The 12,089-nt window shown below is 41.2% G+C and carries 11 protein-coding genes; all 11 read right to left on the minus strand.

Features of this window, described 5'->3' with window-relative positions; all coding sequences use genetic code 11:
* Positions 1–7: 7 nt before the first annotated feature.
* Positions 8–370, minus strand: a complete 363-nt coding sequence (locus FZ954_RS05440; RefSeq protein WP_005591890.1) for a S1 RNA-binding domain-containing protein — start codon at positions 368–370, stop codon at positions 8–10.
* Positions 370–1,770: a bifunctional Cof-type HAD-IIB family hydrolase/peptidylprolyl isomerase gene (locus FZ954_RS05445; protein WP_148877656.1), complete on the minus strand. Its 1,401-nt coding sequence runs from the start codon at positions 1,768–1,770 to the stop codon at positions 370–372. The genes FZ954_RS05440 and FZ954_RS05445 overlap by 1 nt, the downstream gene beginning before the upstream one ends.
* A gap of 37 nt (positions 1,771–1,807) precedes the next feature.
* Complete coding sequence (locus FZ954_RS05450; protein WP_045500904.1) at positions 1,808–2,440, minus strand: response regulator transcription factor; 633 nt, start codon at positions 2,438–2,440, stop codon at positions 1,808–1,810.
* Positions 2,418–3,437, minus strand: a complete 1,020-nt coding sequence (locus tag FZ954_RS05455) for a sensor histidine kinase (RefSeq protein WP_148877657.1) — start codon at positions 3,435–3,437, stop codon at positions 2,418–2,420. The genes FZ954_RS05450 and FZ954_RS05455 overlap by 23 nt, the downstream gene beginning before the upstream one ends.
* Entirely contained in the window at positions 3,434–4,129 is a 696-nt protein-coding gene (liaF, locus tag FZ954_RS05460) for a cell wall-active antibiotics response protein LiaF (protein WP_148877658.1), read from the minus strand. Before liaF ends, FZ954_RS05455 begins: the two co-directional genes overlap by 4 nt.
* Before the next feature lie 220 nt (positions 4,130–4,349).
* Entirely contained in the window at positions 4,350–5,165 is an 816-nt protein-coding gene (locus tag FZ954_RS05465; protein WP_148877659.1) for an endonuclease/exonuclease/phosphatase family protein, read from the minus strand.
* A 17-nt stretch (positions 5,166–5,182) separates the two neighbouring features.
* Entirely contained in the window at positions 5,183–7,375 is a 2,193-nt protein-coding gene (locus FZ954_RS05470; RefSeq protein ID WP_125372146.1) for a PTS transporter subunit IIBC, read from the minus strand.
* A gap of 259 nt (positions 7,376–7,634) precedes the next feature.
* Positions 7,635–8,561 (minus strand): ATP-binding cassette domain-containing protein, encoded by a 927-nt coding sequence (locus FZ954_RS05475; protein WP_061423515.1) that lies wholly within the window; start codon positions 8,559–8,561, stop codon positions 7,635–7,637.
* A 10-nt stretch (positions 8,562–8,571) separates the two neighbouring features.
* A complete protein-coding gene (locus FZ954_RS05480; protein WP_005591881.1) occupies positions 8,572–9,639 on the minus strand; it encodes an ABC transporter ATP-binding protein in 1,068 nt (355 codons plus the stop codon).
* A gap of 8 nt (positions 9,640–9,647) precedes the next feature.
* Entirely contained in the window at positions 9,648–10,574 is a 927-nt protein-coding gene (gene oppC / locus FZ954_RS05485) for an oligopeptide ABC transporter permease OppC (RefSeq protein WP_148877660.1), read from the minus strand.
* Positions 10,574–12,070 (minus strand): ABC transporter permease, encoded by a 1,497-nt coding sequence (locus FZ954_RS05490; RefSeq protein WP_045500889.1) that lies wholly within the window; start codon positions 12,068–12,070, stop codon positions 10,574–10,576. The genes oppC and FZ954_RS05490 overlap by 1 nt, the downstream gene beginning before the upstream one ends.
* Between the last annotated feature and the right edge of the window lie 19 nt (positions 12,071–12,089).

The following is a 12,089-nucleotide window of genomic DNA, read 5'->3' on the forward strand; positions in this document are numbered from 1 at the left end:
GAATTTTTTACTCTTTTTGTTCTTTCAGAAAAGCTTTGGCTTCCCTTATCCAGATTGGCAATTGCTTACCTAAAGGTGCAAATCCAATTTTGCAACGATCGTTTGAAAAGCGATGTCGTCTCGGTAAACGATGTTTTTCTTCCTCTAAAGTCCGCATTGACAGGCTGGCCTTGCCAGAAAACTCATCATAATCCACCACCTGCACGAGGACCTGATCCCCGATTTTTAAAATATCGTGAATATTGTCAATATAGCCCGTCCGAATCTCAGAAATATGAATGAGGCCGATCAGACCGCTTTCTAGTTCGACAAAGGCACCGTAGGGCTGAATCCCTGTAATTTTGCCCTTTAACTTATCTCCGATTTTCATTAGTCTATAACCTCAATCGTCTCAATGACAACATCCTCAAGTGGTTTATCCATTGAAGCTGTTTCAACCGCTGCAATTTTATCCAAAACTTCATAAGATGGCTCATCCACCAGTTGACCAAATACAGTATGTCGGCGGTCCAAATGCGGTGTCCCGCCCTTGCTAGCATAAACTTCAGCGATTGGCTTCGGCCATCCTCCCCGAGTCAATTCCTTGCTTGAATAAGGAAGACTGCTATTTTGGACAATAAAGAACTGACTGCCATTGGTATTTGGTCCAGCATTCGCCATGGAAAGAGCCCCACGAATATTGTAAAGCTCAGGTGAAAACTCATCTTCAAAGCGTTCACCGTAGATGGACTCTCCACCCATGCCAGTACCTGTCGGATCGCCCCCCTGAATCATAAAATCTTTGATAACTCGGTGGAAGATTACTCCATCATAGTAGCCATCCTTTGATAAGGCGATAAAGTTGGCAACTGTTTTGGGGGCTTGGTCTGGGAAGAGTTGAATCTTCAGTTCACCATGATTTGTCTTGATCTTTGCAATTGGACCTTGAGCCTCGTCAAGATGGAGCTGTGGGAAGGTCAATTCTTTCTCCACCATGCCCAATTGCTCCAAAGCATCAAAAATGCCGTCTTCTTCGACCGTTTTTGTGACGAAATCAGCTTTTTTCTTTAGCTCTTCATCGGAAACTCCCATAGCAATGCTGAGTCCTGCATAGTCAAACAACTCTAAATCATTGAGTCCGTCGCCAAAAACTAAAACATTTTCTGGTTTGAAACCGAGGTGCTCCACGACCTTGGCAACACCAGCTGCCTTTGAACCTTCTTTCGGTACGACATCCGATGAATGCTCATGCCAACGCACCATACGGAGAGACTTGGCCAAATCTTCTGGCAACTGCAAACTGTCACCTACATCCTCAAAAGTCCACATTTGATAGATTTCATGATCTTGGTAAAAATCAGGATTGACAGCTAGATCTGGATAAATGATATCAATTGCTGACGAAATCATCGGATTACGAACAGACAAAGCCGCTTCGTGACTGCCTACCAAACCGTACTCAATGCCCACTTCCTTGGTCCAAGCGATATAGGATTCCACACACTCTTGCGGAATGACCGTTTTCGCAATGACTTCGCCCTTTCGATTTTCAACATAAGCTCCATTCAAGGTAACAAAAAAATCAGGATCCAAGTCACGAATTTCTGGAACAACTCCAAAAATGCCACGACCAGAAGCAATTCCTGTCAAAATTCCCTTTTCTCTCAGCTGCTTAAATACATCTTTGATCGACTCTGGGATGAAGCCCGTTTCCTTGACCCTCAAGGTATCATCGATATCAAAGAAAACAATCTTAATCTTTTTCGCCTTAAATTTTAATTTTGCCTTCATATTTTCCTCTTTCAATTTAATCTTTTCTATTATATCATTAAAAATCGTCTTGCGGAACAAGGTGATGCTGAAAAGCGTAGACGACTGCTTGGGTTCGATCGCTCACTTCCAGCTTAGACAAAATATTGGACACATGCGTCTTGACCGTTTTCAAGGAAATAAAGAGCTCATCAGCAATCCGCTGGTTTTCATAGCCTTTGGCTAAAAGCCCCAAAATATCCCGCTCCCGCGCTGTCAAATCCTCGTGAAGCTCTATATGATTCCGATGATATTCTACCTTCTTGCTGACTTCTGTTTCAATGGCAAATTCACCCTTTGCAACCTTTCTGACGGCATGGAGAATTTCATCCGCACTAGAAGTCTTCAACATATAGCCACGAGCACCCGCATCCAACACTGGATAGATTTTTTCATTATCCAGATAGGACGTTAAAATCAAAATTTTTGCCTCTGGCCATTCTTTCAAGATAGCCAAAGTAGCATCAATGCCGCTCATCTCTGGCATAACGATATCCATCATAATCACATCTGGACGACTTTCCAGAGCCTTTTCGACACCTTCTCTACCATTGGTAGCCTCTGTCACTTCTTCAATATCGTCCTGTAATTCAAAAAAGCTTTTCAAGCCCAATCTGACCATTTGATGGTCATCCACTAGTAATATTCTCATCCTTTTCCCCTTCTAACAATGGAACACTGATTTCAATAGAAACTCCTTTTTTAGGAGCCGTCAGAATCTTCAAAGTGCCAGCCATATCATGCACTCGATCTTCAATATTTTTCAAACCATAACTCATGTCAGCCAAACTAGCCGGATCAAAACCGATTCCGTCATCAGAAACCTTGAGTTTGAGCCTATTTGGCGTCTGATAGAGATAGATGTCCAGACGACTAGCCTGAGCATGGCGCAAGGTATTATTGATGATTTCTTGGATAATCCTAAAAATATGCTCCTCTATCTGCTTGGGCAGGCTGACCACCTCATGCTTAAACTGGACAGTCAAGTCCGACTTATCTGTCAATTCTTTGATTAAGACATTCATGCCCTCTACCAAGGTCCGATTTTCCAATTCTGTCGGCCGTAAATGTAAGAGCAAGATCCGCAAATCTTTTTGCGCTGTCTCTAGAATGTCTGCGATTCCCTTTAACTGTTGTTGGAGATTGTCTTTATCGAGACGCTCCACATTCCCCGCGACACCTGAGAGAATCATATTAGCAGCAAATAGCTCCTGACTGACCGTATCATGCAAGTCGCGAGCAATCCGCTTGCGTTCTTTTTCAATAATCTTTTCTTCCGCCTGCAAGGCCTGATTCTCAGATTTCTGCAAATTTTCGGTTAGACTATCCACCTTTTCTTTTAAGCGGACGAGAGAATCGTCCAATTCCACCTGCCTGGTTTCTTGTATGTCACCGCCTTCTAAAATAGCTTTTAAATTATTTTGAACTTGAGAAAGAGACAGGTGCTGAAGGAAGCGCGCAGCAGCGGCCAAGAAAATAGTCAACGCTAAGCCAAGAACCAGAACAAAGAAAGCAAAGGACTGGAGCAAGTCCAGATTATTCATCAGCTTTCGCCAATCTAAATTAAAAAGATTAAAGACATAGTGAAAGATAATCCCTAAAACGAAGAAGGTATAGAGAAAAATGACCAAATAACTTGTTTTTTTCACTTTCTAACAACCTCCACATTTCCTAAAAAGCTGACCAAGACAATTTTTACAGTTTTGCTGGCCCGCTTATAGTCAGGCGTTGTCAGAGAAATCGTTTCATTGCGCAGCTTGCGTGGCGGATGATTTAAAAAATTCAAATCTCCATACAAAGTGTTAATCTGAAGCTGGATTTCTACATCTAAAGGGATGACAATCTTGGTATCCCCAAAGCCCTTACGAATCACAATCACATTATCATGATTGACCACAATGACATCCTCTAAGTGAATGGTGTCCTTTCCCATCATTCTCAAGAGATTAATATCATGAAACTGGCAATCATCCTTTGCAAAATGCTGCAAATCCCCCAACCAACGATTTTTTTCAGCTCGAACTTCGGTCGCATCTTCAAAGAAAAGATGGGTCTCTTGATTTTCTTTGTAAAGATAAGGATAGGCCACAATCATGCCGTAAATCAATGCAAAAAGGACAGCAGCAATAACATAAGGATTGAGCATGACAATGAAAAAGAAGACAATCATGGTCGCAACCAATAGCGAATTGCCTCTCTGCTTGCCGAAATAATAATATAAAAACAAGAGAAAGAGCAGCATGATGAGAACAACACGCGAAAAATCGGCGGCCAGCATGGTAACCAAGGCCATTGATAATAGAATCGCTTCAACAAAGATGAATAATTGAACTTTCCACATAGCTATTCCCTTCCTTACATATCTATTGTAACAAAATTAAGCAAAAAAACCTCCGTCTGAGGCATGAAATAGCAAGATTATCCTATCTTAACCAGCAGAACTTCTTGGCTCTAGACTTCTTTACACTTTTCCTCTAAAAAGCAAAAATCACTTCAAATGCTGTTTAAACAAAACAAACATTTAAAGCGATTTTTAGTTTATTTCTATTGTTCAGATAAGCTTAGAAATGAACTTGAGCTTCCAAGCCAAAATGGTCACTAACGACTGGACCACGTTGCCCATCAAAAACAACAGCAGATCTTTCAATATTGAAATCTTTACTTGTGAAGATATAGTCAATTTTTAGAGCATCTTTGTTTCCTGCCCAGCCAGCGATATCGCCTTCAACCGTCGCTGTACCAATCGTTTGGTCAGCCACCTTATGGCTGTCTTGGAGAGCAAGTGGACTTTGAAGAATGTGCTGGTAACCCTCGTAATCAACGGGATTGTTAAAATCTCCCATGAGGACAAGAGGAGTCTCAACTTGCAAGAGCTCAGATTCAAACTTAGCCCACTCTCCTTGGAAGCCTTTATCCCACCAAGATAAGTGACAAGAAGCAACCATGATAGGCTGACCATCGAGCTCCGTTTCTGCCAGCAAGACTTTACGCGTATGATAGTCACTTGGATCATTGACATCAGATACCAAGAGTTCTCTTGCCTTCAGGGGCTTTCTGGACAGAATTGCAACCCCTTCATTGTAAATATCAAAACCAATATGATTATAAGCCCAAGACCAATAATAGTCCAGACCTGCCTCAGCTAGTTTCTCAACCAGACACAGGGCATAGTGATCCTGGTGAATCGGAATGGCGCCATCTACCGCATAATAGAAGGGAGCCTGAACAACCTGTTCAGACTCCACTAATTGATTGACTTCCTGCAGGCAAATGACATCATATTTTTCTTGAAGAATCCGCTCAGCTAGCTGATTTAGCTTGCTTTCTTGCTCTTCTTCCATCCAACTATGAGTATTTAAAGTCAGGAATTTTGCCATGATTTCTCTTTTCTATCTTACAATTCTACTTTAGCCACAACTGTCTTAGCAGCGACTTTACCGAATTTTTCAACTGCTACTGATTTGATTGCTGGAGCATTTGTGAAGACAACGATAGTGGTTGTTTCACGACCCGCTTCTTTAATAGCCGCCAAATCTGCTGTTACCAAAAGATCACCTGCAGCAACGGTTTGTCCTTCTGCTACATGTACTTCAAAAGGTTTGCCTTCAAGGCTAACAGTATCTAAACCGATATGAACAAGCACTTCAAGACCAGCTTCAGTCAAAAGACCAAGAGCGTGTTTTGTAGGGAAAACGCTTGTCACTTTACCAGCTACTGGAGAATAGATCTTGCCATTTGCTGGTTCAACCGCAAATCCGTCACCCATCATTTTTTGTGAGAAGACTGGATCTTTCACATCTTCCAACTTGACCACTTCACCATCAGCAACGGTTTCAATTGCTTCTGTCACACCTTTGTAGCTAACTGCTGCAGCTGCAGACTCAGCTTTTTGGCTTGGTAGAGTTTCAGGAATTACTTCTCCTGAATCCAACAAGTCTTGGATATCAGATTTAAGAACGTCAGCTTTTGGTCCGTAGATTGCTTGAACGCCTTGACCTTTCATAACCAAGCCCATAGCGCCTTCTGCTTTCCACTGCTCTGCTGTTCCAACTTTTTCAGCATCTTTGACAGTCACACGCAGACGCGTCATACATGCATCTACATCAACGATATTAGCGCGACCACCTAGAAGATTGATAACATTAACGGCTTGAGAAGCTGCAGCAACTTTACCATTACCAGATTCTGATGAAGAAGCCTCATCTGAACCTTCTGCTGTTTCATAGTTACCGTTGCGTCCTGGAGTTGCATAGTTGAATTTCTTGATCATGAAGTTAGAAATGAAGTACATGATCACTGCAAAGAGAACTGTAACCCAGATAAAGTTGATGACATCCATACCCAAACCAGCATTGATTGCCATTGGAGTACGAGTCAAGAATTCGATTGATCCGAATGAGTGTACACGAAGGTTGACGATATCAGCCATTGCAAATGCAGCACCTTGTACAAAAGCATAGATGATATACAGTGGTGTTGCAACGAACATGAACATATACTCGATTGGTTCAGTAACCCCTGTCAAGAAGGTTGCCAAAGCAGTCGCAATCATCATACCTTTGTATTTGTGTTTCTTGTCAGCATCTACATTGCGGTAAATAGCTGCGGCAACACCCATAAGGATACCAAATGAACCGATCATTTGTCCAACTTTGAAGCGGGCTGGGTGGAATGTGTCAAGCAAATATTGGTACTTAGTAGGATCAGCTGTCTTAGTACCAACTAAGTCAGTTGCCCAAGCCAACCAAAGTGGATCTTGTCCAAATACTTGAGTTCCTTTAGCAGCACCAGTCAATACTTCATAAGTTCCCCCAAGTTGAGTATAGTTCATTGGGATAGTCAACATGTGGTGCAAACCAAATGGAAGCAAGAGACGTTCTAAAGTACCATAGATGAATGGTGCTAGGATTGGTGCAGTATCTTGTGAATTTGCAATCCAAACACCAAAGTTGTTAATACCTGATTGAACAACTGGCCATACGAATGACAAAACAATTGCTACGATTGCTGAACGCAAGATAACAACGAATGGTACAAAACGCTTACCATTAAAGAATGACAAAGCATCTGGCAATTTACGGAAGTTGTAGTACTTGTTGTAAGCTGTTGCTCCGACAAAACCTGCGATGATTCCGACGAAAACCCCCATATTCAAAGCAGGAGACTCAAGAACACTGATAAAGTAATCAGAAACCTTGATGCTTCCTCCTAAGAAAGTGCTAACCACTGCTTTAGAATCTTTCAGCATATCGCTTGATACACCAAACATAACCCCAGTGATACGGTTAATCAAAATGAAGGATAAACCTGCCGCAAAGGCACCACCAGCACGTTCTTTCGCCCAGCTACCTCCAATAGCAAGAGCAAAGAGGATATGCAGGTTACCGATAACCCCCCAACCAATTTGTTCTAAAACGCCACCAGTAGTCACTAGAAAACCTAGCTCAGGATTGATCATCGGAATTGACTTACCAATACTGATCATCAAACCTGCTGCGGGCATTACCGCAACAACCACCATCAAAGCTTTACCGAATTTTTGCCAAAATTCAAAGCTAAAAATGTTTTTGAATGAATCTTTCATCATCCAGACCTCCTTATATTTCCACAAACCACCCCTTGATGAAATCGTTTGCATTTAATAATACTATTATACCACTATTTTTAATTTTGTAAAGGCTTTTATAAAAATTATTTTGGGACTTTTTCCTATATTTAGTGGAATAATATATAGAATAAGGTGAAATTTTAGCATGCAAGCGATTGCGTATATTTCCATAAATTTGCTGAAATAACAATAAAAAAAAGCCGAGAAACATTCAATTTCATGTTTCTACAGCTTCTTTTTATTTATATTCTTTTTTATAGCGGTCAGCTTCTGCCTGATTAGCCCAGACATAGTGACCAGGCCGGATCTCAACCATGCTAGGTTGATCCACTGAGTAGTCATGCTGCTCTGGATCGTAAACCTTTAAGACCTTTTTACGTTCCAAAATTGGGTCTGGAATTGGCACAGCAGATAAAAGGGACTGCGTATAAGGGTGGATAGGGTTGTTAAACAACTCTTCTGTCTCTGCCACCTCAACGATAACCCCTTTATAGATAACAGCAATTCGATCTGAAATAAAGCGAACTACTGATAGGTCGTGGGCGATAAAGAGATAGGTCAAGCCAAGTTCTTTTTGGAATTTTTTCAAAAGGTTCAAGACTTGTGCACGTACAGAAACGTCCAAGGCAGAGATTGGCTCATCCGCAATGACGAAATCTGGCTCCATGACTAAGGCACGAGCAATCCCAATCCGCTGGCGTTGACCACCAGAAAATTCGTGAGGATAGCGTGTCAAATGTTCAGCTAAAAGACCAACTTCACGAATGATATTCTTAACCTTTTGCTGACGGTCTTCTTCATTTTCAAAAAGATGGTAGTTATAAAGACCTTCTGAAATGATATAGTCAACCGTAGCACGCTCATTCAAGCTGGCTGCTGGGTCTTGGAAAATCATCTGAATCTTACGAATTAATTCAGCTTCCTCAGCTTTAGATTGCTTCCCGTTGATCTTTTTACCTTCGTATAAGATATCACCTGCACTGGTATCGTTCAAGCCGATGATAGCACGGCCGATGGTTGTCTTACCAGAACCAGATTCACCTACTAGGGAAAAAGTTTCTCCTTTATTGATAAAGAAATTTGCATTTTTTACAGCTACAAACTTCTTACTTCCTTCGCCGAAGGAAATTTCTAAATCTTTAATTTCAACTAATTTTTCAGTCATTTCCTTCCTCCTAAGCTTCTAAGTGATTGAAGCCCATTTTTGAACGAATTTTATCATGAAGGTTTTCGATAATAGCCGGCTTCTCAACTCTTGGTGCATCTTCGTGCAAGAGCCAGGTCTTAGCCCAGTGAGTATCGGAAACCTGAAAGGCAGGAGCTTTTTCTTCGAAATCGATAGCCATTGCATAGTCCGAACGAAGTGCAAAAGCATCTCCTTTAATGCTAGTATATAGCGACGGTGGTGTACCTGGAATCGAGTAGAGTTCACCATTTGCTTCAGCTAACTGCGGCAAGCTAGACAACAGGCTCCATGTATATGGATGCTTTGGATCGTAGAAGATTTCCTCAACTGTTCCATATTCAACGATTTCACCAGCATACATAACTGCCACTTTATCAGCAATACTTGCTACAACACCAAGGTCGTGGGTGATAAAGACAGTCGTAAAATGGTATTCTGCCTGCAACGACTTGAGCAAGTCAATAATTTGGGCTTGAATCGTCACATCGAGGGCTGTTGTCGGCTCATCACAGATCAGAATATCTGGACGACAAGCCAAGGCGATCGCGATAACAATCCGTTGGCGCATCCCACCAGAATATTGGAAGGGATACTCTTCAAAACGTTTTTCAGCGTCTGGAATTCCAACTTTAGTCATGTAGTCGATTGCCATTTCTTTGGCTTCTTTGCTTGTTTTTCCTTGGTGTTTGATGATAACTTCGGTAATTTGACTTCCGATTGTATTAATCGGATCTAGACTAGTCATCGGATCTTGGAAAATAGTCGCAATTTTAGCACCACGGATGGGTTCCCAGTCCTTATTGCTCTTTAGGGCCGTCAAATCAGTTCCTCGGTAATCAATCGTTCCTTGAGCTACACGGCCATTTTCTTCCAGCATTCCAGTAAATGTTTTTGTCAAAACAGATTTACCAGAGCCAGATTCTCCAACCAGAGCTAGAACTTCACCTTCAACTAGGTCAAGGGAAACGCCTCGAATGGCGGTCAATACTCTGTCACGAACGTCAAATTCCACGACAATATCGCGAGCAGTCAATATTACATTTTTATTTTTTGTCATATTTACTCCTATCTATGTGTCCGTGGATCACTTGCATCAGCTAAGTTTTGACCAACTACGAAGAAGGACAGGGATACCAAGATCAGGGTTGTCAATGGAATCCAGAAAAGGTAAGCGTTGGTGGTTACGTTTTGTGAATAGTCGGAAATCAAGCGTCCCAAACTTGGTACTGTTACAGGAAGACCAAGTCCAAAGAAGGAAAGGAAAGCCTCGTAAGAGATAAAGCTTGGAAGCATTTGAGAAGTTGTCGTTACAATAACAGATACCAACTGGGGCATGATATTCTTGGTCACAATCTTATATGTTGGAGTTCCCAAGGTACGCGATGCCAAGTTATACTCCAAATCACGGTAACGCATAATTTGAATACGGATCGTATACGCAATCCCTACCCAGCCAGTGATGGTCATGGCAAAGATCAAGTTCCAGAAACCAGCACCGATAGAGTAAGTCAAGACAATGACAATCAAGAGTGCTGGAATATTTGAAATGATATTGTAGACTTCCATCATGACACGGTCAACCGCTTTGGAAATTCCCCAGATAGCACCAATAATAATTCCGATAATCAGGTTAATGAGTGTTGCGATAATGGAAATCAAGATAGAATTCCGCGCACCAAACCAAACACCGTCAAACAATGATTTACCATTACTGTCTGTACCAAACCAGTGTTCAGCATTTGGTTTGATATAGCGCATACTAAAGTCATTTACCTTGCTGACATCATTGAAATCGAAATCCGAGAACATTGGATAAATGAAACTCATCAAAACGATGGCAATCAGAATCCCTAACATGATCGTCGTTGATTTCTTTTTCAAGAACTGGCGCATAACGGAGCGCCAGTATGAATAAGCCGGAGCATCAATCGTTTCAGAGGCAAAATCGTCACGTTTGACAAATTGAAATTTACTTTTATCAATTGTAGCCATTATTTACCTCCTTTAGATGTTAATTTAATACGTGGGTCAAGCATTGTCATCAAGATATCACCAACTAAGAGGGCAAAAATTGAAAGACAGGTGAAAATGAATACAAGACCAACCACCATTGAGTTATTTGATGCCTTAACAGAATCAATCAGCATTTTACCCATACCAGGAAAGGCGAAGACAGTTTCTGTCAGGGTCGCACCTGCAATAACACCAACGATAGAAGCTGGAATACTAGACACCAATGGCACCATCGCATTCTTGAAAATGTGCTTGTTCGAAATTTCTTTCTCAGAAAGACCTTTGGCACGAGCAAAGCGAACAAAGTCTTGGGATTGTAAGTCAATCATATAACGACGGATCCAGACAGCTGTCACAGGTGCGCTCAGAAGTCCAAGAATCAGAGATGGCAAAACATACGAACGCCAGTCGCCTGCTCCCAAAATTGGGAAGGAATCTGGAAGACCAATAGCTGAACCAGCCAAACGAACAATATAAACAAGAGCGATGGTTGGCAGTGACATCATGAAGGTCAAGGCACCTGTTGAAATACTATCAAACCAAGTATTTTTCAAACGAGCCATATAAGAACCAAGCGGAACAGCAATCAAATAAGAAAGCGCCACACCAATCAGACCAATAATAGATGAGCTGACAATCATCGATGGGTTTTGATAGTTATTCTTGGTTGCAGTGTAAGCATCTCCCTTGCCATATTTAGCAATATCTTGAGAGTCTGCCTTACTTGGAGTCTTGTAGGTACGAGAGTAAATATCTACAGCAGAAGTTTTCTTACCTGTTGGGAATTGAACTTCTGATGATTTTGTTTGACCTTGTCCTTGGGAAATAACTTGCAATACAGGCGTATTCGCATAAGTAGGATAAGAATTTCCTAAGTTCAAACTAACAAAGTTTTGGTGAACAAATGGGAATTGGCCATTAAAATATAGAAGATATTTATGACGAGTACCAGAACCTACGACTGACCAACCAATGGCTGGGTCATTTTCGATACGGATATAGCGCTTAAGATTTGGATTTTCCTCATCTTGAATCACATTTGGATGATCAATCTGAATCAGATTAGCATAGAACTCAAGTACACGCTCGTAAACTGGAACTTCACGAACAGCATAGAATTCTTTGCTTTCTTTGAATTGATACAATTTCCAACCTTTGCCAAGTTTTTCAACGTAGGCTTCGTAGATTTTTTTATTCTCATCGGTTGCCTCAGTAGTTACAGATTTATTTTCCTTCTTGGCTTTTTCCTGCAACTCTTTTGTATCATAATAGTCGATATAACCCATCCGCTCATAGACTGTATTTTCATAGTTTGTCTTTTTATCTTCGGTTGTGGCTATCTTATTGTAGTTCGGGTCTTGTTTGAAAATCAATCTTCTCGGAACCATTGTATAAATAATGGTATAGGTCAAGGTCGTTACCAAGAAAATCGACACAATTGAGCGTAAAATACGCATAAAAATGTATTTCTTCATTTATCGTTTCCTTTAAATT

This window comes from Streptococcus sp. Marseille-P7375, assembly GCF_902460365.1.
In the GTDB taxonomy this organism is placed as follows: Bacteria; Bacillota; Bacilli; order Lactobacillales; family Streptococcaceae; genus Streptococcus; species Streptococcus cristatus_I.

Coding starts and splice junctions, on each gene's coding strand:
- FZ954_RS05440 (WP_005591890.1), bottom strand. CDS start 370: ATGAAAATCGGAGATAAGTTAAAGGGCAAAATTACAGGGATTCAGCCC.
- FZ954_RS05465 (WP_148877659.1), bottom strand. CDS start 5,165: ATGGCAAAATTCCTGACTTTAAATACTCATAGTTGGATGGAAGAAGAG.
- FZ954_RS05475 (WP_061423515.1), bottom strand. CDS start 8,561: ATGACTGAAAAATTAGTTGAAATTAAAGATTTAGAAATTTCCTTCGGC.
- oppC (WP_148877660.1), bottom strand. CDS start 10,574: ATGGCTACAATTGATAAAAGTAAATTTCAATTTGTCAAACGTGACGAT.
- FZ954_RS05480 (WP_005591881.1), bottom strand. CDS start 9,639: ATGACAAAAAATAAAAATGTAATATTGACTGCTCGCGATATTGTCGTG.
- liaF (WP_148877658.1), bottom strand. CDS start 4,129: ATGTGGAAAGTTCAATTATTCATCTTTGTTGAAGCGATTCTATTATCA.
- FZ954_RS05450 (WP_045500904.1), bottom strand. CDS start 2,440: ATGAGAATATTACTAGTGGATGACCATCAAATGGTCAGATTGGGCTTG.
- FZ954_RS05490 (WP_045500889.1), bottom strand. CDS start 12,070: ATGAAGAAATACATTTTTATGCGTATTTTACGCTCAATTGTGTCGATT.
- FZ954_RS05470 (WP_125372146.1), bottom strand. CDS start 7,375: ATGATGAAAGATTCATTCAAAAACATTTTTAGCTTTGAATTTTGGCAA.
- FZ954_RS05445 (WP_148877656.1), bottom strand. CDS start 1,770: ATGAAGGCAAAATTAAAATTTAAGGCGAAAAAGATTAAGATTGTTTTC.